The following is a 20365-nucleotide window of genomic DNA, read 5'->3' on the forward strand; positions in this document are numbered from 1 at the left end:
GCCCAACTGCCCCCATCACAGACCAGCGAGCGGCCCAAGGCGCCCAAGCCGGCCTTCCGCCCGATCAACCATGACGAGGATTATTCCGGCTTCCGCGACGTGCGCGACGCCAACCTGTGGACCCGCCTCAAATATCTGCCGATCGTCGGCAACACCTATGCCACGCTCGGCGGTGAACTGCGGCTGCGCCCCGAACTGCGGCTGGGCGAGCGCTGGGGCCGCGGCCCGCAGGATGACGACGGCAATTTCCAGCAGCGCAGCCGCATCTGGGGCGACCTCCAGATCGAAGGCCTGTTCCGCGCTTTCGTCGATCTCGAACATGCGACCAGCACCGGCCTCGATTCCGTCGTCGCGCCGATCGAGGAAGGCCGGCTCGACTTCAACCAGGCCTTTGTCGAGGCGCATGTTCCGGTCGGCAAGGGTCGCATCACCGCGCGCCTAGGCCGACAGGAAATCGGCATCGGCAACCAGACCGTGTTCGACATGCGCGAAGGCGCCAATACCCGCCGCTCGCTCGACCTGCTGCGCGTCATGGCGACCCAGGGACCATGGGATGGCGGCTTCCTCACTGGCCATGCGGTGCTGGAGAAGCTCGGCACCTTCGATGACAAGACCAACCATGATTATGACCTGACCGGCTTTCATGCCGGCCGCAGCTTCGGCGCCGGCGCCCGCACCGGGCGCGCCGAGGCGCTGTTCGTCTCGTCAGACCGCGCCAGCCTCGCCTTCGACAGCGAAGCCGCCGCCCGCGACCAGCGCCGCACCCTGTCGCTGCGCTATGCCGGCAAGCGCGACGCCTGGAGCATCGATGTCGAGGGTATTCGGCAATGGGGCTCGTTCGGCGATCTCGACATCGACGCCTATTATGTCACCGGCACGGCCGCCTATGGCTGGGCCAGCGGATGGAAACCCAAGCTGGCCTTGCGCGTCGATGTCGGCTCGGGCGACAGGAACCCCAATGACGGCAAGATCGGCACCTATGCGCCGCTCTTCCCCAAGCCGCTCACCTATAATGGCGACCTTGGCCCACATAATCTGACGATCATCCAGCCGCAACTGACGTTGCAGCCGACCGCGAAGCTGACGCTCGACCTATCGGTGGCAGGTCTGTGGCGCACCTCGATCCACGACGGCGTTTATTCGCTGGGTGGGCAAGTGCTGCGCCGTGCCGACGAGACCGATTCCCGTTTCTTCGGAAAGCGGGCCACGGCAGCCGGACGCTATGCCCTCAACCCTTTCACCACGCTCGGCTTCTACACGATCTACGGCGACGTTTCCGAGAAGTTCAAGCCGGGGCGCGACTTGTTCTACGCCGCTGCATACCTAACCTTCCGTATATGAAATGAAGCTCTCGGCGGACGTTCGGTTAGCTGCACCATTCCTTGCGGACACGCCCTGAGCAGCCTTAAGCTACCCAAAGCAGCGCCTTCGCAAAGACATTGCGTTCGGCGCTGCGGGCACCGCAGGCGTCGGTACGGACTTGCCGTCCAGTCGTGTCAGGATGGCCCTGAGAAACCCTGAATTGGGTGCCAGAAAGACAGCGACGGAGATGATTTGGAAATTAACGGCGGAAGCATTTTCTGCCTTCCGGATGGTTCCAGACATGCTTCAAGAGCCAGGCTTCCTTGTATCCATGCCATGTACCTTGGCAGACATAGAGACCGCAAAAATCCGTACTTTCCTAAGGAATCCACACCGATTACGCGCCGGAAGGCAGGGATAATGCAAGCGCGCCCAGCCCCTTCTATATCCGGGTGCCCGACATGAGCTGCCCCAGATCACTTCCCGCGGGCCGCTGGAACAGGCGCAGCCCGAATTCGGGCAGGATCGCGATCAGATGGTCGAAAATATCGGCCTGTATGCCTTCATATTCGGCCCAGACGATGCTGTTGGCGAAGGCGTAGATTTCCAGCGGTAGTCCATGTTCATTGGGTGCCAACTGGCGCACCAACAGGGTCTGATCGGAGCGGATATCCGGATGCGCGCGCAGATAGGCCAGCACATAGGCGCGAAAGGTGCCGATGTTGGTCAGCCGCCGGCCATCCAGCCTGTTGCCCGCCGCATGATCCCCATTCCAGCGCGAGAGATCATCCTGCTTGTCGTGCAGATAGGTCCGGAGCAGGCCGAAGCGCGCGACGGCATCCAGCCCTGCCTCATCGAGAAACCCGACGCTGTTCTGGTCGATCACCAGCGCCCGCATGATCCGGCGGCCGCCCGATTCCTGCATCCCGCGCCAGTTGCGAAAACTCTCGCTGATCAGCCTGTGCGTCGGGATGGTGGTGATGGTGCGATCGAAATTCTGGACCTTCACCGTGTGCAGCGCGATGTCGATCACGTCGCCATTGGCGTCGAGTTGCGGCATCTCGATCCAGTCGCCCACCCGGACCATGTCGTTGGAGCCGATCTGGACGGATGCGACCAGCGACAGGATCGTGTCCTTGAACACCAGCATCAGCACGGCCGCCATCGCCCCCAGCCCCGACAATAGCAGCAAGGGCGACTGGTCCATCAGCGCCGCGATCATCAGGATGCTCGCCGCGCCATAGACCAGCAGCTTGGCTACCTGCACATAGCCCTTGATCGGCCGGTTCGCGGCATCGGGCCGGCGCTGATACAGGTCGTTGCCAAGCGTCAGCAGGCCACTCAAGGCGATGGCCAAGGTCAGGATGATGAAGGCGGCGCACAGGCTGGCGATGAAGCCGGCGAGCCGCACCGGCAGATGCGGGACGGCGGCGACGCCCGACTGGATGATGAGCGCCGGCACGATGTTGGACAGGCGCGCGACGACGGCACCGATATGCGCGGCCTCAACCCGGAACGGCAGGTGATCGATCAGCCGCAGCAACAGGGTCAGGACGATACGCTTGGCCACCCAGTTGGCCGCCCAGGCGAATGCGCCAAGCAACAGCAATCCCGTCACGGCCTGCAACCAGACATTGTCGACATAGCCGCGGGTCAGGATCTGGAGGCTGTCCGACGCGATATAGAGCTGGCTGATCATGCGGCACGCTCCCATCCGAACGGATCGTCATGGAGCGACCGGCCGGCCGTTTCCGGCATGAAGCGCAGCGCTATCAGGCCGATGATGCAGGCCGCCATCATGTAGAAGGCCGGCATGAGTTCATTGCCGGTCGCGCCGATCAGCGCGCTGCCGATCGCCGGCGCGGTGCCGCCGAACAGCGAGGTCGACAGATTATAGGCGATCGCGAAGCCGGCGAAGCGCGCGATGGTGGGGAACAGTGCCGGGAAGGTCGCCGAAATCGTCGCCAGTTGCGGCACATAGAGCAGGCCGAGCAGGACAAAGCCGATGATCGCGCCGGCAAGGCCCGTCGCCATCAGCATGTAGAGCGGCACCACCGCGACCAGCAGGCCAATGAGCGACAGCCGCCACATCGGACGGCGCCCGATCCGATCAGACATATGCCCGGCGATCGGCAGGAAGAGCATCATGAAGAGCATGCCGATGATCGGCACCACCAGCGCCTCGTCCGGAGACAGGCCGATGCGGCGCTGCAAATAGGTCGGCATGTAGCTGAGCAGCGTATAATTGACGACGTTGAGCGCCACGACCAGCCCGCCCACGACCAGCATCGGCCGCTTATGGTCGCGCAGCAGCCGGGAAAGGGACGGCGATCCGCTGCCTTCGGCCGTCTGCTCGCGGAAGACCGGCGTGTCCTCCATCCGCGACCGCAGATACATGCCGATGAGGCCCATGGGCGCGGCCACCAGGAAGGGAATGCGCCAGCCCCAGGCATGCATGACCGCGTCCCCCAGCAGCAGCGAAAAGCCCAGCATCAGCGCCGCGCCGAAGGAGAAGCCGGCGAGCGTGCCGAACTCCAGGAAGCTGCCATAGAAGCCGCGTCGGGCGTCGGGCGCATATTCGGCCATGAAGGTCGCGGCGCCGCCATATTCGCCGCCAGTCGAAAAACCCTGCACCATGCGCAGGATGATGAGCAGCGCGGGCGCCGCCCAGCCAATCTGCGCATAGGAAGGGATGAGGCCGACGGCCAGCGTCGCGCCCGACATCAGCAATATGGTCAGCGCCAGTACCGACTTGCGCCCCAGCCGGTCACCCAGCGGTCCCCAGAACAGGCCACCCAATGGCCGGACGAGGAAGGAAATGGCAAAGGTCGCCAGCGCGAACAGAATGGCATCGTCCACCGCGCCGGGAAAGAGCGCGGCGGAAATATAGGTCACGCCATAGGCATAGATGCCATAGTCGAACCATTCGGTGGCATTGCCCAGCGCCGACGCGGCGATGGCCCGGCGCAAGGTGGCCTTGTCGGCCTGCATCGGGGCAGCAGCGGTGGCAGGAACGGCGGAAGCGGTCATTCGGTCAGTCCGTCTACGGTATTGGGATCGAGCAGCGAGGCCACCGGCGTGGTGCGCGGCACGATCTGGAAGTCCTGCTGGTCGGGCACCGGCACGGGCGGGGCCGCCGTCTGGCGCCAGAGGCCGAAGGCCAGCGTCGCGCCGGCGCACAGGGCAATGAAGAGAAAGAGGCCGCTCGTCGGCGCCAGGCTCATCAGCAGCGCAGCGCCGAGCGGACCGATCGCCGCGCCAACCGAATAGAGCAGCACCAGCCGCCCGCTCGCCGCGACCCGCTCGGTCGCCAGCAGCCGGTCGTTGCAGTGCGCGACGCAGAGCGGATAGAGGGCGAAGCTGAGGCCGCCGAACAGGGCGCCAAGCGCCAGCAGCCACGGGCCGCCCGACACCAGCATCGCCAGCGCCGTGCAGACCACCAGCGTCGCGGCAAAGCAGCCGACGATCACCCGCCGCCGGGCGAGCCGGTCCGACAGGCGCCCCAGCGGCCATTGCAGCGCGACGCCGCCCAGGATGACGATCATCATGAAACTGGCGGTCGCGCCAAGGTCCAGCCCCAGCCGGCGCACATGCACCGCCGCCATGCCATAGAAGGCGCCCAGCATCAGCCCGGTCGCGACCGAGCCGACCGTGCCAAGCGGTGAGGCGGCATAAAGCGCGCGGATGGTGAAGGCCTGCGCATCGACCGGCGCGGGGGCGCTGCTGCGCGTCAGGCAGAGCGGGATGATGGCCAGGGAAATGAGGATGGAGGCGATCTGGAATGGCACCGCCGGCAACGCACCGCTGGCGCCCAGCAGCAATTGCCCGACCGCCTGCCCCGAATAGAGGGCGACCATATAGGCTGCGAGCACGCTGCCGCGCGTTTCCGCCTCCGCCCGGTCGTTGAGCCAGCTTTCCAGGCAGATGAACACGCCCGCGACGCAGATGCCGTCGATCAGGCGCAGGCAGGCCCAGAAGAGCGGATACTGGACCAGCGCATAGGCCAATGTGCTGGCCGACAGCAGCGAGACGAAGGCGGCGAAGGCGCGGATATGCCCGACCTGTCGCACGATCGCCCCGGCCCGCAACGCACCCACCACAAGCCCACCGAAATAGGCGGTGGCGACCGCACCGATCGCCATCGTGCCCGCTCCTGCCCGCTCCAGCCGCAGGCCGATCAGCGTGGACAGGAAACCGCTGCCCGCCATCAGCATGAAGATGGCGAGCAGCAGGCTGCGGACGGGGTGGATCGCGGCGAACATGGGGGACGACCGGGCGCGGATCAGGCCGCGCGCCGATCCTCCGCCGGTTCCGCCCCGTCCTCCACCAGGGCGCGGTGCAGCGCGCCCACGGCGGTTTCATAATGATCGACATCGACGATGAACTGCACGTCGACATTGCGGATCTGGTGCTGCATCGCGACGATCGGCACATGGGCATCGGCCAGCGCCCGAAGGGCATCGGGCACCAGCCCCGGCCGCGCGATGTCGCTGCCGATGACCGAGACGATCGCCACCGGCTGGGCCGATATGGCAGCGTCGGGATAGCGCGCCTGCAAATCCGCGATCACCCGCTTCACCGTCGCCGCATCGGCGGACAGATAATGGGTAATGGTGTTGGCGTTCGACGCCTTGCTGACGATCCAGGCGCCATGGCGGGCCAGCACGTCCAATATCGCCGCGTCATAGCCCTTCACGCCGACCATATCCTGCTCGAAGAACTGAAGCGCCTGCGCATGGCGCACGCCGGTGACGATCTCGACGCGCGGCGTGTCGGAGACATAGGCGCCGCAGATCAGCGTTCCGCCATCCTCCCGGTCGAATGTGTTGCGCACCCGCAGCGGAATGTCGGTCTGGCGCAGCCCCCGGCCGGCGCCGGGATGGATCGCCTCCATCCCCAGATTGGCAAGCTGGTCCGCCACATCATAATTGGTGCGGCCGATCTTGCGCGCCTTGTCCGTGCCCACCAGGCGCGGGTCGGCGCTCGACAGGTGAAACTCCTTGTGGATGATCGCCTCGCGCGCCTTCGTCAGCACGGCAATGCGCGAAAAGGTCATTTCCGAATAGCCACGGGCATAAAGGCGCACCATGCCCTCGCTGCATCCGGCATAGCCGGTGACGATCGGCAGGGTGGTCGCCAGATCGATCGGCGCGAACGCCTGGCCGATCCGGTCGTCCAGCTCGCGCATGTCCTGCTGGTCCCACAGGGTCAGGTCGACAAACTGCGCATTGACGCCCCGGTCGCGGAGCAGCAGTGCGGTCGAATGCGCGCTATGCGCTTCGCCGAGACCCGCCAGCAGTTCGCGCACCGTCACCAGTTGTTCCTTGACGCAGAAGCGACCATGGCTGCGCAGCCGCGCCAGATCGTCGAGACAGGCGGCAACCGCATCGATCCGCATGTCGACAAAGGCATTGGCCTCCGCCAACCGGTCGGCGCGGACGAACATCGTCGCATTGCGCTCCTGCATGGCGCGGCGCACCGCCTCCATCGCCTGGCGCCAGCCATCCGCATCCTCGTCCGCCACGAAACGGGCATAGACACCCGGTTCGCCGCTTTTCTTGTGCTCCAGCAGCAGGTCGGTCATGCCGGCATAGGCCGACACGACGAAGATGCGATGATAGAGGTCCGCGCCCTTGCGGCCGGCGATCAGCACATTGTCGAACAATGTCGCGGTCGCGGCCATGGATGTGCCGCCGATCTTCTCGACGCTATGCAGGCTGCTCATGCCAGCGCCTCCTGCATCAGGGGGCCGCTGATCGGCGTGATGACCGGCGGTTCGCCGCGTGCGGCGATGAAGGCTGGGCGCGGCCGGTCGACACCAAAGGGCGCCTCCAGCCGGTTGGACACCGCATTATAGACCAGGAAGGCATTGGCGCGCGGGAAGGGCGTGATATTGCCGTTCGACCCGTGCATGATGTTGCAGTCGAAGATCACCACCGATCCGGGCTTGCCGGTCGGCGCGACGATGCCATGATGATGCGCCAGTTCGGCCAGGCTGTCCTCGTCGGGAACGCCATATTCCTGGCGCTTGAGCGACTGGCGATAATGGTCCTCGGGCGTCTCGCCGACGCAGGTCAGATATTGGCGATGCGATCCGGGGATCAGCATCAGCGGACCGTTATGCGGCGTGTTTTCGGCCAGCAGCACCGACATGGACAGCGCGCGCATGCGCGGCATGCCATCCTCCACATGCCAGGTCTCGAAATCGCTGTGCCAGTAGAATTCCTTGCCCTGGAAACCGGGCTTATAGTTGAGCCGTGACTGGTGGATATAGACATCGTCACCCAGCAGGAAGCGGGCGACGCCAGCCAGGCGACTGTCCGCCGCCAGCCGCTCGATCACCCGGCTCTGGGCATGGATGCGGAAGATGGAACGGACTTCCTTGCCGCCCGGTTCGGTGATCACCGTTTCGGCTTCCAGCGCATCGGGATCGGCCAGCAGCTTGCGGGCCTCGTGCTGGAGGAAGGCGACTTCCGCGTCGGAGAAAATGTCTTCCAGCACCAGATAGCCGTCGCGGTCGAAGGCATCGGCCTGGTCGCGGCTGATCGGCGCGCCGGCGCTCCAGTCGGCATGGACGACCGGATCGTGGCGCGGCAGGAATTCCGCCATGTCGGCATGGCGGGACGGGTAGAGGTCTTTCATGGGACTCCCCCTTTTTCAATCTAAGATAATAAGGGCGTGGCTGGCTCAGGCAGCGCCCAAGCCAGAGCTTGATCCGTTCATACTGAATCGGATCAAGCTCCAATTTTCGTTGTTGTCCGCATTTTCCGAGTCAGCAGATGTGGCCATCTGCTTTGAAAATGCTGGAGCGTCACGCATCAGTCGGCCAGCGCAGGCTCGCGCGCGGCGCTGATATCGGCGGGATAGGCGCCATTCTCGTCATGCACTTCCTTGCCGGTGACCGGCGGATTGAAGGTGCAGGCGCACAGGATATCGGTTTCCGGCCGCACGATATGCTGGTCATGGGCATTGAGCGCATACATGACGCCGGGCGCCAGCTGATGGGTGATGCCGGTGCCCAGATCCTCGATCGTGCCCGTGCCCTTGAGCACCAGCACCGCCTCCAGATGGTTCTGGTAATGCATGTGCAATTCCTCGCCCGCGTACATGGTGGTGACGTGGAAGGAAAAGCCCATATTGTCGTCCTTCAGCAGAAGGCGGGCACTTTCCCAGCCCTTGGACTTCACATTGCGGTCGGACTTGCGGATGTCCTGAAGCTTGCGAACGATCATGTCTGAAATCTCCTCTTATTCTGCGGCGACGCCATAGGTGACGGTCAGCGCGGACCGGATGCTCTCCTCGAGAATGTCGAGCCCGGCCGACAGCACGGCGTCCTCGATCACGAGGGGCGCCAGCACTTTGACGATCTCGTCATGCGCGCCGCTGGTTTCGATGATGAGCCCCTGCGCAAAGCAGGCGGCGGTGATGGTCTGAGCGATTTCGCCCGATCCGACGTCGATGCCGCGCATCATGCCGCGGCCGCGCGTCGACAGGCCATGTTCGGCCGCCATCGCGTCCAGCCGCCGTTCCAGCAGCGCGCCGCGACGGGCAATATCCTGTTCGAACTGCGCATCGCCCCAGAAATGGCGCAGCGCGGCGGTGGCGGTGACGAAGGCATGGTTATTGCCCCGGAAGGTGCCATTATGTTCGCCCGGCGCCCATTGATCCAGTTCCGGACGGAACAGCGTGAGCGCAAAGGGCAGGCCCATGCCCGACAGCGACTTCGCCATGGTGACGATGTCGGGGGTGAAGCCCATGCCTTCGAAGCTGAAGAAATTGCCGGTACGGCCACAGCCGGCCTGGATGTCGTCGACGATCATCAGCGCGCCATGGCGCCTGGCGATCTCGGCGATCCGGCGCAGCCATTGCGGCGAGGCGGCATTGAGGCCCCCTTCGCCCTGCACAGTCTCCACCAGGATGGCGGCCGGTGCATCAAGGCCGCTCGACGGATCGGACAGGCGCCGCTCCAGCAGGTCGGCGGTATCGACATCGGGACCATGATAGCCGTCATAGGGTTCATGGGCGACATGGCTCAGCGGCACGCCCGCGCCGCCGCGCTTGGCGGCATTGCCGGTGCAGGCGAGCGCGCCCAGCGTCATGCCGTGAAAGCCGTTGGTGAAGGCGATCACCAGTTCGCGACCCGTGATCTTGCGCGCCAGCTTGATCGCGGCCTCGACCGCATTGGTGCCGGTCGGCCCGGTGAACATGGCGCGATAATCAAGCCCGCGGGGACGCAGGATCACATCCTCCAGCGTGGCAAGGAAGTCGGCCTTGGCATCGGTGTGCAGGTCGAGGCCATGGGTGATACCGTCGCCGGCGATATAGTCGAGCAGCGCGGCCTTCAGGACCGGGTGATTGTGGCCATAGTTGAGCGTGGAGCAGCCCGACAGGAAGTCGAGATAGCGGCCGCCCTGATTGTCGTGCATCCACACGCCTTCCGCGCGGTTGAACTGGCGCGGCATGGCGCGGGCATAGCTGCGCACGGCGGATTCGCGTCGCTCATAAATGGCCGTGTCGGGCATGGTGCTGGTGGGTTTGGGCTGGGTCGTGACGGTCATGCTTTCAATCTCTCTCAACTCTGTGCCGGGGTCGGCAGCGGGCCGATGCGCGCCTGCCATTCGGTGGCGTGGGCGCCGGCAAAATGGGCCTGTTCTTCAAAGCGGGCGGTCTTTTCGATCCGAACGCCCCACCGCCGCGCCAGCCCCTGGAACAGGGCCCAGGAGGCGCGATTATCGTCGGTGATGGTCGTCGTCAGATGGGTGACGCCGGCCTGCGCGGGCCGGGCCAGCAGCGCCTCGATCATGCGCCCGGCAAGGCGCTGGCCGCGCGCGGCGGACGACACCGCGACCTGCCACACAAAGAACGTGTCGGGCGCTGCCGGCGGGCGATAGCCCGATACCCAGCCGACCACCGCACCGCCCCACTCGGCGACGATGCAGCTGTCGGCAAAGTCGGTGCATTGCAGCAGGTTGCAATAGGCCGAATTGGGATCAAGCGGCGGACAGGCCGCAATCAATCCGCTGATGGCTGGCCCGTCCGTGGCGACGGGCTTGCGTAAGACGATATCCTGCCCCTCGCCCGATCGAGAGCGCGCAGAAGCCCGTGGCGGCGAAGCAGCCGCTGTAGCTTGGGAATCGAAGATTGTTCATCTCCCGAATTATATTTTACTCGGAGAAGCAGATTCTCCGGCGAGACGGGCGGTTATATGCCGATCATCGGCGCCATCTTCAACCCCAAAGCCGAAATTATATTTCATATGATGAAGTATATGATGAGGAACTTTTGGCCCCGTTGGCGCTTTGCGGGACTTCGCGCTATGCGCCTTCCCATGGATTCCGAAATCGCCTCCCTGACCCTGCGCGCGCTGCGCCGCGTCCTGCGCGCGACCGAAATCGGCAGTCGTCAGCTGGCGACGACGACCGGGCTCACGCCGTCGCAATTGCTGGTGCTGCGGGAAATCGACGCGCGCCTGTCCGTCACTCCCTCCGCCGTGGCGCAGGCGCTACAATTCAGCCAGGCGACGATCACCGCGATCGTCGACCGGCTGGTCGCGCTCGGCTTCGTCCAGCGCCAGCGCGGCGAACGTGACAAGCGCCAGATCAACCTGACGCTGCTGCCCGCCGGCCGCGACGCCCTGGCCGATGCCCCCGACCCGCTGCAGAAGCGCTTCACCGACCGCTTCGACGCCCTGCCTAGCTGGGAACAGGCCATGATCCTTGCCGCGACGGAAAGGCTGGCGATGCTGATGGACGCAGATTCGATCGACGCCGCACCGCTGCTCGACAGCGGCCGGATCGACCGATCCGAGCCGCTTTGACGCCCCACGGCGCCCCGCCGTCAGCGTCCCCCCTTCATAGACTATGCATAGATTCCCTATTCGACGCATCGCCTGCCTTTCGGCCGCCGGTCAGGAATCGCTGTCAGTTGCCGCTTCGATCCGTTAGGAGGGCGCGATGAACGGGGTTATTTGCATGTTGCGCCATTCCGGCCGCACCCTCCTGATTGCAGGATCGATGCTCATCGGCACTGCTGCGCCTGCGCAGCAGGCCGCGCATGGCTCGCTGCTGGTCGGCGCGGTGGTCGTGCAGCCCTGCCGCATTTCCAGCGAACAGGCTGCTGAAAATTGCGGACAATATCATTATCGCATGGTGAAATCGTCCAGCGACAACGGAACTGCCGCCTCCCTTCGCAGCGGCAATATGGATCACAGCCGGCAGGACGACATCCTGTCCTATGAGTTCTGAGGGACCGCCCCCTTGTCTTGCGACGAAGGCGATTTACGCAAAATATTGGTAAAGCCGTCTTTTGCCCAAAAGCGCGTTATTAACCGACATTGACGATACTCCCTCCATCAAAGCTTGAGGTGTTGGAGGACACATGTTTCGTTTCAAACTGGCCGCATCCCTCGCAGCCGCGGCCCTGCTGACGGGTCTTGCAGGCACGGCCCAGGCAGCCACCACCACCACGACCTTCCCGGTTACCGCAACCGTGATCAAGGCCTGCGTCGTGTCGGCGACGGCGCTGGCGTTCGGCAATTATGACCCGACCGCAACCGGACCGACCGACGCCACCTCCACCCTGTCGGTTCTCTGCACGGTCGGCACCACCTACACGGTCGGCCTGACCGCGGGCACGGCATCGGGGGCGACCGTGACCACGCGCAAGATGTCGAGCGGAAGCAATCTGCTGAGCTATGCGCTGTATCAGGATTCGGCGCACACGACGAACTGGGGCAACACACCTGCAACCGACACCGCCGCCGCGACGGCGCCGGTCGGCACCAATGCCCTGACCGTCTATGGCCGGATCACGGCCGGCCAGAATGTCCCGATCGGTTCCTATAGCGACACCATCACCGTCAACGTCGTCTATTGATCGATTCGGAGCAAGGCGGCCATGCCCAAGATGTTCGCACGACGCGCGGCGGCGGCCCTGCTCGCCCTGGCGCAGCCCGCCACCGCCTGGGCCGCGACGCTGAAAATCTATCCGGTCCTGGTCGCGCTTGACGACAAGACCCCGGTCGAGACGATGACGATCGAAAATAGCGGCGATGCACCGGCCCGCATGCAGGTGCGGGTCGTGGCATGGCGGCAGGATAATGGGCAGGATCTGTTCGAGGAAACGCGCGACATCCTGGCCAATCCACCGCTGTTCGAAATAGCCGCGGGCGGGCAGCAGATTGCGCGCTTCGGCCTGCGCACGCCCGCCACACCGACCGAGAAAAGCTATCGCGTCTTCCTGGAGGAAATCCCGACCGATCGCCCGACCGCCGCTGGCGAGATCCGCACATTGCTGCGTGTCAGCATCCCCATCTTCGTGACCGCACCCGGTGCGCAGGCATCCCTGGCGTGGCAGCTGACCGCCACCAGTGACAGGCAGCTGACGCTGACCGCACGCAATGAAGGCAGCGCGCACGTCCATCTCAATCGCCTTGACCTCAAGCGGGCCGACGGCACGCCATTGGCGACGAGGCAGGAATCGATCTACATCCTTCCCGGCGCGACACGCAGCTTCCTGTTCGACATGCAACGGCCGGTGCGCGGCGGAGAGAAGCTGACGCTGGAGGCGGCTACCGGCCAGCGCAGCCTGACCGCACAGCTCGTCCTCCAGTCGGCATCCCATGCCGGTGGGACGCGCTAGCACCCTTCTTGTCCTGCCCTGCGTCGTGGCCAGTTGCGGCATTGCCGGCGCGCAGGACAGCGCACCGACGACCGGCGCGATTGCGACGACGGCAGAAGCGACGGCGCCCACAATGATGCTGGCCTCGGTCACGCTCAACGGCCGGCTGTTGCCAGGCGACTATCTGCTTGCGCGGCGCGCCGGCACATTCCTGGTGCGCGTGAAGGATCTGGCCGCCTGGCGGATGCGCCCGCCGACCGGCACGGCAATGATGATCGATGGCGACGCCTTTGTCGCGCTATCCGCGCTCGGCGGCGTCGCGGCCGCCTTCGACGAGCCCAACCAGGCCTTGTTGCTGACGGTGTCGCCCGAAGCCTTCGAAGCGACCAGCGTTGCGCCCGCCAGCACCGTCGCCGCGCCCAGCGACAATATGCTCGCCGCCTTCCTCAATTATGATATTTCGGCCGAATATGCCGGCAAGGCGCGCCTGGGCGCCTTCGTGGAGGCAGGGCTGTCTGATGACTGGGGCGTGGTGTCGAACAGCATGCTGCTGGGCAACGGCACGGTCTATGGCCGGGCGACCCGGCTGGACAGCTATTATCTGCGTGACGATCCGATCAACCTGACGCGCCTCGTCATCGGCGATGGCGTGACGGACGCGCGCGACTGGACGCGGCAGATCCGCTTTGGCGGCGTGCGCTTCGGCACCGAGTTCGCCCTGCAGCCAAGCCTCCTGACCTTTCCGACCCCGTCCCTTGCCGGCAGCGCCGCCGTGCCGTCGAACGTGGAGCTGCTGGTGAACGGCACCCAACGCTTTCAGACCGATGTCGGCCAGGGGCCCTTCTCCATCAATCAGGTGCCGCTGGTCACGGGTGCCGGCCAGGTGACGCTGGTGATCCGCGATCCGCTGGGTGTGGAGCGGCGCGTCACGTCCAGCTACTATGTGAGTTCCCACCTGCTGCGCGCGGGCCTGGCGTCCTGGTCGATGGAGGCAGGAGCCGAACGGCGCGGCTATGGGCTGCGCAGCTTCGGCTATGACAATCCCTTCCTGGCCGGCACCTATCGCCGCGGCCTGACCGACCGGCTGACGATCGAGGGACGGGCCGAAGCCAGCGCCGACGTCACCATGGCCGGCGGCGGCGTCAACATGATCATCGTTCCGATCGGCGAGATCAGCCTGGCGGCAGCGGGATCGACGAGCCAGGCCGGTGAGGGCCTGTTGTATCGGGCAGCCTTTGCCCGCAACGCGCCGACCTGGAACGTCGCTCTCAGTTACCAGCGGGCGTCGAACCGCTATCGCGAAATCGGCGTGGAGCGCGACAGCGAGCGGATCGTGGAACAGGTGCAAGGCTCTGCCGGATGGAGCCTGGGCACCATGGGCACGATCGGCGCATCCTATACCAGCCTGACCTATGCCGACAGCCAGTCCGCCCGCGTCCTGTCGGGCAATTACAGCCTGTCCCTGCGCGACAAGGCCTTTGTCAGCGCCTACGCGATCCGCAGCCATTTTTCGGAAAGCGGCCATGAAAACAGCATCGGCTTCAACCTGACCATCCCTTTCGGCCCGCGCAGCAGCGCCTATCTCCAGGCCGACCGGGGTGGCGTGCGAGCGGAAATGCGCAGCACCCCGCCGCAAAGCGGAGGCTGGGGCTATCGGGCGGCGATTTCGACCGGCAGCAACGCGCAGCAGCAGGGCGAGATTCTGTGGCGCGGCAATGCGGCGGAGATGACCGCGCAGGTGGACCGTGCCGGCGGACAAACCGGCTGGCGTGTCACCGGCCAGGGCGGCCTGTTGCTGGCCGATGGCGCGCTGTTCCCGACCCGCCGGGTGGAAAGCGGCTTTGCCGTGGTGCGCGTGCCCGGCCAGGCCGATGTGCGCATCTATCAGGAAAACCGACTGGTCGCGCGGACCGACGCCCATGGCATGGCCGTCATTCCCGACCTGCGCCCCTATGAAATCAATCGCCTCAGCATCGCGGCGGCGGACGTGCCGATCGACATCCGGATGCCCAATGACCAGATCAGGGTGGTGCCGCGCTACCGTGGCGCCGTCAGCGCGCGTTTCGTCGCGGTCCGCGAGCATCCGGCGACATTGCGCATCGTCATGCCGGACGGCGCGCCGGCGGAAATCGGCGCCAGCGTCACCGCGGAGGATGAAAGATCCTTCGTCGGCAATGATGGTGCCGTCTTCATCCGCAGCCTTCACCCCGGCATGATGCTGACCGTCGATACGGGGGACGGCCCCTGCCATGTTCGGGTCGACGCCGTGCCGGACGAAATGCTACCAGTGATCGGGCCGCTGACATGCGTGCCATAAGGAGGATGAGGATGCGCACTGGCCATGCCCTCTACGCCGTTGCGGTCGCGCTGGCGGCCCTGTTCATGGCGACACCCGCGCAGGCAGCGTGTGATCCCCTGGCCCTGTGCACCTGTACCGTATCGGCAAGCGGCCTGAGCTTCGGCAATTACAACCCGGTCGCCAGCGGGGATAATGATTCATCGGGAACGGTGCGCGTGCGCTGCTCGCTGGTGGTCGCGCTGGGCGGCAGTTACACGATCCAGCTCAGCAAAGGGACATCGTCCACCTATGCGCCGCGCGTCCTGACCAGTGGCGGCTCGACGCTCGCCTATAATCTCTACACCAGCAATGCGCGCAACCAGGTCTGGGGCGATGGGACCGGCGGATCGCAGACGGTGACCAGCAATTTCATCGCGCTGCTGAACCTGGACCAGACCACGACGGTATATGGCCGTATCCCGGCCGGGCAGAATGTCCCGCCCGGCAGCTATTCGGACACGATACTGGTCACGGTCATCTTCTGATCAGGCGCCTCTGAACCCGGTCATGCGCGCCTGACAGCGCCTATTCATTGGCTGCCAGGGAATAGCCATGGCAGGTCTGCGCGTCGAACTGGATGGTTGTGATGCAATCGCGGCCGCGCTGCTTGCTGGCGTAAAGCTGGCGATCGGCTTCCGCCATCCACAGCTCGGCGGGCAGGTCGGCATGGCAACGGGCACTGGCGACGCCGATGCTGACGGTGATGAAGGGGCTGACCTGCGACTGGGCATGGGGAATGTTGAGCGACTGGATCTGCAGCCGGATTTCCTGCGCAACCAGTTCTGCCCCCTGGGGGTCCGCGCCGGGCAGGATGCAGGCGAACTCCTCGCCGCCATAGCGCGCCGGCAGGTCGGTCGCGCGCTTGACTGCACGGGTCAGCGCGGCGCCGACCATCGCGATGCAGCGATCCCCGGCGGGATGTCCATAGGTATCGTTGAACTGCTTGAAGAAATCGATGTCGAGCATGATGACCGACATCCATTCCCCGGTCCGGGTCAGCCGTGCGCTTTCCGCCTGCAGCGACCGTTCCATGTGGCGACGATTGCTCAGGCCCGTCAGCGCATCGGTGACGGCCAGCGTCGCGAGCTGATCGCGCAGGCGCTTGAGTTCGACATGGTTGCCGACCCGCGCGCGCAATATCGCCGGCTGGATCGGCTTGGTCACATAGTCGATCGCGCCCAGCGACAGGCCGCGCATCTCATCTTCCGTATCGCCAAGCCCGGTGGTGAAGATGATCGGTATATCGACCAGCATGATGTCCGCCTTGATCTGGCGACAGACTTCGAACCCGTCGATGCCCGGCATCAGCACATCCAGCAGGATCAGGTCGGGCTGCACCGTGCGTGCAATGTCCAGCGCCTGCTGGCCCGACGTGGCGAAGCAGATCTCATAATCATCCTCCAGCACGGCGTTCATGATTTCGATGTTCGAAATCTCGTCATCGACGATCAGGATGGTGGCCTTGCTCATGATGTCGCTCCTGCCGGATCGGTCGACCGGCCTGCTGTGCCCGCGCCCGGCGCATCGGCATCGATCAGCGCGAGGGCAGTTTCATAATCCAGTTGCTCCAGCGCCCGCTGAACCGGATGGCCGGCGCGCTGATCGGCCGTCAGCCCCATCGCCTGGGCCAGCCGCTCGAAGCCGGCGCGGGCGCTCAGGCTCCGGCGCGCGAGCAGCCCGCGCAATTCGGTGCGCGCCTGTTCGACCGCGCCATCATCCTGGTCGGTGACGATCGCGACGTCCGATGCCTCTGCGCCCCCCGTCAGGCTGCGCGCGGCGGCGATCGCTGGTGCTATCGCCACCTCCAGATCGACGACTGCGGCCAGCGCCGGCCCGGTTTCGCCCGCCGCCAGCATCCGTTCGATGTCCGACGCGATCTGCTGGACGCCGGGCAGTTCCAGCGATCCGGCCACGCCCTTCAGGCTATGGGCCAGGCGCCGCGCATCGGGCAGCAACCCTGCCGCCAAATGCGCCCGCAAATCCCGGCCGACATGATCATAGCTGTCACCGAAGGTGACAATCAGCTTGCGCAGCAGCCCGGTCTTGCCATTGACCCGCGCCAGTGCGGCGGGCAGGTCGAAGGGCGGCAGCCGATCGGGCAGCGACGAACCGGCAATCGTCGGCACGACCGGCGACGGCAGCGGCGTGGTCACTCGCCCCGCCTTCAGCCAGCGATCCAGCACCCTGACCAGCACCGGCGGCTCGACCGGCTTGGCGATATGATCGTTCATGCCCGCGGCCTTGCAGCGCTGCTTTTCCTCCTCATAGGCATGGGCGGTCATGGCGATGATCGGCAGATCCTCGGCGTTCCATTGCTCGCGGATGATGCGGGTGGCGCTGATGCCGTCCATTTCGGGCATCTGCACGTCCATCAGCACGGCGGCATAACCCGCCCCCTTCTCGCGCACCATGTCGCAGGCGATGCGGCCATTTTCCGCGAAATCCACCTTCAACCCGGCATCGTCCAGCAGTTCGGCCGCAATCTCGCGGTTGATCTCATTATCCTCGACCAGCAGCACGCGCAGCCCGCGCAGCGCTTCGGCCACCATCGGCAGGGCGGGCGTGGCCGGCGCGGCGACATGGACGACGGGCGCATGTTCCTCGGCGAAAATCTCGGTGATCGTATCCAGCAATATCTTGGGCACGACCGGCTTGGTCAGGAAGGCGGCAACCTTGTCGGTATCGACACCCTGCAACAGATCGTCCGCGCCATAGGCGGTGATGATCAATGCCTTGGGCTGGGGATGGCGCAGCGCCGTGGCGCGCAGCGCATCGACCGTCTCCATCCCGTCCAGGCCGGGCATCTTCCAGTCGAGCAAGGCCAGGTCATAGGGCTCGCCCCGTTCGTCGGCATGTTCGATCGCGGCGATCGCCTCGCCACCCGACGCCACCAGATCCACCGCCATGCCCCAGCCGGCAAAGACGTCATGGATGATCTGGCGCGACGCCGGATTGTCGTCGGCGGCCAGCACGCGCAGCCGGCGGACATGCGCCGACATCGGCATTTCCAGCCCCATCGCCCGGTCGTCCGCATCCATCAGCATGTGGCAGATGAAGCTGCTGCCCTGGCCGGGTGCGCTCTCGACCGCGATGTCACCGCCCATCTGCTCCACGATCTGACGGCAGATGGCGAGGCCAAGGCCGGTGCCACCGAACCGCCGCGTGGTCGAACTGTCCGCCTGGGTGAAGGAATGGAACAGCGATTTCTGCTGCTCGGGCGTCATGCCGATGCCGGTGTCGCGCACCGTCAGCTTCAGCCGCACCCGGCCATTCTGCTCGGACGCCGACAGGCCGATGGTGACGGTGCCTTCCTCGGAAAATTTGACGGCATTGCTCATCAGGTTGAGCACGACCTGACAGAAGCGCATTTCGTCGCCGATCAGCCGCTCGGGCACATCGGCATCGACCCGCGAGACAACCCTGACCTGCTTTGCCTCGGCATTGGCCGCGACCAGCTGGATCTGGTTCTCGATCGCGCTGCGCAGGGTGAAGGGATGCGCCTCCAGCGTCAGCTTGCCCGCTTCATTTTTCGAAAAATCGAGGATGTCGTTGATCAGCCGCAGCAGCGACACGCCAGCCTGGTTGATCTTGCCGATATAATCCTGCTGCTTGGGGTCGAGGTCGGTCCGGGCGACCAGATGGCAGAAGCCCAATATGGCATTCATCGGCGTGCGGATTTCATGGCTCATATTGGCCAGGAACAGGCTCTTTGCGCGATTGGCCTCCTCCGCCTCGCGGGTCCGTGCCTCCAGCGCCTGGTTCTTGGCCAATATCTCCTCGCCCATCTTCTGGTTGCGCTGAAAACTCTCGACCAGCTTGTCGCTCAGCCAGACCAGCACTGCCGTCTGGAAGGCGACGATGCCGGCATGCAGCAGCACCCGTTCCAGATTGCCCTGCCCCGGAACCACCGCATAGGGCAGCAGATAGAGCAGCAGCAGATGATGCAGCGCCGTCGCCGTCGCCGCCGCCAGGATGGCGCGCTTGTCGCACCAGGCGATGGTCAGCGCCAGCATGGCGAAGAAATACATGTGCATGTCCATCTGCCAGGCATGGCCGCGCAGCAGGAACAGCAGGATCGCCGGCTCGCCCATCAGTGCGACGGCGGACAGATAGCGGGTCGCAGGGGCAATCCCCTGCCGCCACCAGGTCAGATGATAGGCCCCCGCCAGCAATGTGCCGCCCAGCGCCGCCGCGATCGGCGAATGGCCCGTGAGCAGGGCCACCGTCGCCAGCAACGGCACATGCGCCCAGAAGAGCGGCACGAGGAAGCGGCCGAAATGGAAACGCAGCTTGTCCAGCGCGATAATCATGATGCCTGCCCCCCCGGCAATGGTTCGCCGCATTCGATCCGCGACGGCGTCGCGATCACGCCCCAGGCCCCCGCCCTGCGCAACGCCGCCGCGAAATCCGGCCGGTTCGACCCGGCAATGATGATGTTGGACAGGCGCCCCATGCCGACCAGCCCCCCGTCGGCCGCCCGCACCAGGTTGATCGCCTCGGCCCGCGACGCACCCCAGGGCGCGATCACCAGATAGCGGCCCGAACCGCTGCCGCTCATGATCCATGCAGCGGCCAGCCCGACCAGCCCCGCCAGCAACAGCAAAGCCGCAGGCAAATAGGCGGACATGGCGCAGGACGCGTCCATGCTGCCCGCGCGCGCGGGACGGTTCAAACCCTTGAGCAACCCTGCCTCATCCATCGCATTATTAAGCCATGGAAGCATTTTACAATGGTTAAGAGGCCTTTGCCTGTTCTGTTCGCAAAATGATCGCCTGCCTTTCTCGACATGCCCAATATTTACATATGAAATTACAGAAAACGGGCTTGGATTGGCGGCATAATTTACAAGTTATACGTCAACCGCGCGCTCTTTTCTGCAATTCTGGCATCGGCTTGCCCGGCTCGCCCGAACATGGCATCTGCGCCGGCCGAACCCATATTTTTGCCGGACGAGCCCCTTTCTATGGTCGTGTGCAACACTGCGCCCGGCCCTTGGAGGCGCTTCTCCGGCATCGCCGAGGACAATGCGCCAGTCTGCCCGTCATCCGTCCCTGTCCGACCATCAGCGCACCGGCGATGACTCCATCGCCGCGACCGCGCCGGATC

General features: G+C 65.1%; 18 protein-coding genes. 7 read left to right on the top strand and 11 right to left on the bottom strand.

Annotated elements, in window-relative coordinates:
• On the top strand, window positions 1–1341 hold a 1341-nt coding region (locus CG471_RS17765; RefSeq protein ID WP_099232706.1), incomplete at its 5' end, for an alginate export family protein.
• A gap of 403 nt (window positions 1342–1744) precedes the next feature.
• Here CG471_RS17765 and CG471_RS17770 read toward each other — a convergent pair.
• The 8 genes from CG471_RS17770 to ectA all read right to left on the bottom strand — a co-directional run bounded on the left by CG471_RS17770 (window position 1745) and on the right by ectA (window position 10366).
• Window positions 1745–3001, bottom strand: coding sequence for a mechanosensitive ion channel family protein (locus CG471_RS17770; RefSeq protein WP_099232708.1), 1257 nt, complete (start codon window positions 2999–3001; stop codon window positions 1745–1747).
• Window positions 2998–4332: an MFS transporter gene (locus CG471_RS17775; protein WP_099232710.1), complete on the bottom strand. Its 1335-nt coding sequence runs from the start codon at window positions 4330–4332 to the stop codon at window positions 2998–3000. The genes CG471_RS17770 and CG471_RS17775 overlap by 4 nt, the downstream gene beginning before the upstream one ends.
• Window positions 4329–5564: an MFS transporter gene (locus CG471_RS17780; RefSeq protein WP_099232712.1), complete on the bottom strand. Its 1236-nt coding sequence runs from the start codon at window positions 5562–5564 to the stop codon at window positions 4329–4331. Before CG471_RS17780 ends, CG471_RS17775 begins: the two co-directional genes overlap by 4 nt.
• A 20-nt stretch (window positions 5565–5584) precedes the next feature.
• Complete coding sequence (locus CG471_RS17785) at window positions 5585–7027, bottom strand: aspartate kinase (protein ID WP_099232714.1); 1443 nt, start codon at window positions 7025–7027, stop codon at window positions 5585–5587.
• Window positions 7024–7944 carry an ectoine hydroxylase gene (gene thpD, locus CG471_RS17790; RefSeq protein ID WP_099232716.1) on the bottom strand — a complete coding sequence of 307 codons (921 nt, stop codon included), beginning with the start codon at window positions 7942–7944 and terminating at the stop codon, window positions 7024–7026. Before thpD ends, CG471_RS17785 begins: the two co-directional genes overlap by 4 nt.
• 176 nt (window positions 7945–8120) lie before the next feature.
• Window positions 8121–8534: an ectoine synthase gene (locus CG471_RS17795; protein ID WP_004208301.1), complete on the bottom strand. Its 414-nt coding sequence runs from the start codon at window positions 8532–8534 to the stop codon at window positions 8121–8123.
• Window positions 8535–8549: 15 nt separating this feature from the next.
• Window positions 8550–9860: a diaminobutyrate--2-oxoglutarate transaminase gene (gene ectB / locus CG471_RS17800; RefSeq protein ID WP_099232718.1), complete on the bottom strand. Its 1311-nt coding sequence runs from the start codon at window positions 9858–9860 to the stop codon at window positions 8550–8552.
• Window positions 9861–9874: 14 nt separating this feature from the next.
• Window positions 9875–10366: a diaminobutyrate acetyltransferase gene (gene ectA / locus CG471_RS17805; RefSeq protein WP_099232720.1), complete on the bottom strand. Its 492-nt coding sequence runs from the start codon at window positions 10364–10366 to the stop codon at window positions 9875–9877.
• Between the two features lie 264 nt (window positions 10367–10630).
• On the opposite strand from ectA, the gene CG471_RS17810 reads away from it, so the two are divergent.
• The 6 genes from CG471_RS17810 (at window position 10631) to CG471_RS17835 (ending at window position 15744) form a co-directional block, all read left to right on the top strand.
• Complete coding sequence (locus CG471_RS17810) at window positions 10631–11119, top strand: MarR family transcriptional regulator (RefSeq protein WP_180275731.1); 489 nt, start codon at window positions 10631–10633, stop codon at window positions 11117–11119.
• 136 nt (window positions 11120–11255) lie between these two features.
• Window positions 11256–11546 (top strand): hypothetical protein, encoded by a 291-nt coding sequence (locus CG471_RS17815; protein WP_257211590.1) that lies wholly within the window; start codon window positions 11256–11258, stop codon window positions 11544–11546.
• A 133-nt stretch (window positions 11547–11679) separates the two neighbouring features.
• Window positions 11680–12177, top strand: a complete 498-nt coding sequence (locus tag CG471_RS17820) for a spore coat U domain-containing protein (RefSeq protein WP_004208307.1) — start codon at window positions 11680–11682, stop codon at window positions 12175–12177.
• 21 nt (window positions 12178–12198) lie between these two features.
• Window positions 12199–12942 (top strand): molecular chaperone, encoded by a 744-nt coding sequence (locus CG471_RS17825; protein WP_099232726.1) that lies wholly within the window; start codon window positions 12199–12201, stop codon window positions 12940–12942.
• Window positions 12923–15238 (top strand): fimbria/pilus outer membrane usher protein, encoded by a 2316-nt coding sequence (locus CG471_RS17830; protein ID WP_257211591.1) that lies wholly within the window; start codon window positions 12923–12925, stop codon window positions 15236–15238. The genes CG471_RS17825 and CG471_RS17830 overlap by 20 nt, the downstream gene beginning before the upstream one ends.
• Before the next feature lie 11 nt (window positions 15239–15249).
• On the top strand, window positions 15250–15744 hold the full coding sequence (locus tag CG471_RS17835; protein WP_099232728.1) for a spore coat U domain-containing protein: 495 nt from the start codon (window positions 15250–15252) through the stop codon (window positions 15742–15744).
• Window positions 15745–15784: 40 nt separating this feature from the next.
• Here the strand turns inward: CG471_RS17835 and CG471_RS17840 are convergent, their stop codons facing one another.
• Genes CG471_RS17840 through CG471_RS17850 form a run of 3 tightly spaced genes read right to left on the bottom strand, consistent with a single transcriptional unit; the run spans window position 15785 to window position 19886 of the window.
• A complete protein-coding gene (locus CG471_RS17840) occupies window positions 15785–16729 on the bottom strand; it encodes a diguanylate cyclase (RefSeq protein WP_004208311.1) in 945 nt (314 codons plus the stop codon).
• Window positions 16726–19569 carry a response regulator gene (locus CG471_RS17845; protein ID WP_099232730.1) on the bottom strand — a complete coding sequence of 948 codons (2844 nt, stop codon included), beginning with the start codon at window positions 19567–19569 and terminating at the stop codon, window positions 16726–16728. Before CG471_RS17845 ends, CG471_RS17840 begins: the two co-directional genes overlap by 4 nt.
• Window positions 19566–19886 carry a hypothetical protein gene (locus CG471_RS17850; RefSeq protein WP_230588499.1) on the bottom strand — a complete coding sequence of 107 codons (321 nt, stop codon included), beginning with the start codon at window positions 19884–19886 and terminating at the stop codon, window positions 19566–19568. The genes CG471_RS17845 and CG471_RS17850 overlap by 4 nt, the downstream gene beginning before the upstream one ends.
• Window positions 19887–20365 lie beyond the last annotated feature (479 nt).

Origin of the sequence: Sphingobium sp. IP1, from assembly GCF_002708645.1 — a bacterium.
GTDB classification, from domain to species: domain Bacteria; phylum Pseudomonadota; class Alphaproteobacteria; order Sphingomonadales; family Sphingomonadaceae; genus Sphingobium; species Sphingobium yanoikuyae.

Bases quoted from the DNA above. Each gene is read 5' to 3' on its own strand.
- CG471_RS17770 (WP_099232708.1), bottom strand. From the start codon at position 3,001: ATGATCAGCCAGCTCTATATCGCGTCGGACAGCCTCCAGATCCTGACC.
- CG471_RS17775 (WP_099232710.1), bottom strand. From the start codon at position 4,332: ATGACCGCTTCCGCCGTTCCTGCCACCGCTGCTGCCCCGATGCAGGCC.
- CG471_RS17780 (WP_099232712.1), bottom strand. From the start codon at position 5,564: ATGTTCGCCGCGATCCACCCCGTCCGCAGCCTGCTGCTCGCCATCTTC.
- CG471_RS17785 (WP_099232714.1), bottom strand. From the start codon at position 7,027: ATGAGCAGCCTGCATAGCGTCGAGAAGATCGGCGGCACATCCATGGCC.
- thpD (WP_099232716.1), bottom strand. From the start codon at position 7,944: ATGAAAGACCTCTACCCGTCCCGCCATGCCGACATGGCGGAATTCCTG.
- CG471_RS17795 (WP_004208301.1), bottom strand. From the start codon at position 8,534: ATGATCGTTCGCAAGCTTCAGGACATCCGCAAGTCCGACCGCAATGTG.
- ectB (WP_099232718.1), bottom strand. From the start codon at position 9,860: ATGACCGTCACGACCCAGCCCAAACCCACCAGCACCATGCCCGACACG.
- CG471_RS17810 (WP_180275731.1), top strand. From the start codon at position 10,631: ATGGATTCCGAAATCGCCTCCCTGACCCTGCGCGCGCTGCGCCGCGTC.
- CG471_RS17815 (WP_257211590.1), top strand. From the start codon at position 11,256: ATGAACGGGGTTATTTGCATGTTGCGCCATTCCGGCCGCACCCTCCTG.
- CG471_RS17820 (WP_004208307.1), top strand. From the start codon at position 11,680: ATGTTTCGTTTCAAACTGGCCGCATCCCTCGCAGCCGCGGCCCTGCTG.
- CG471_RS17825 (WP_099232726.1), top strand. From the start codon at position 12,199: ATGCCCAAGATGTTCGCACGACGCGCGGCGGCGGCCCTGCTCGCCCTG.
- CG471_RS17830 (WP_257211591.1), top strand. From the start codon at position 12,923: ATGCCGGTGGGACGCGCTAGCACCCTTCTTGTCCTGCCCTGCGTCGTG.
- CG471_RS17835 (WP_099232728.1), top strand. From the start codon at position 15,250: ATGCGCACTGGCCATGCCCTCTACGCCGTTGCGGTCGCGCTGGCGGCC.
- CG471_RS17840 (WP_004208311.1), bottom strand. From the start codon at position 16,729: ATGAGCAAGGCCACCATCCTGATCGTCGATGACGAGATTTCGAACATC.
- CG471_RS17845 (WP_099232730.1), bottom strand. From the start codon at position 19,569: ATGATTATCGCGCTGGACAAGCTGCGTTTCCATTTCGGCCGCTTCCTC.
- CG471_RS17850 (WP_230588499.1), bottom strand. From the start codon at position 19,886: ATGTCCGCCTATTTGCCTGCGGCTTTGCTGTTGCTGGCGGGGCTGGTC.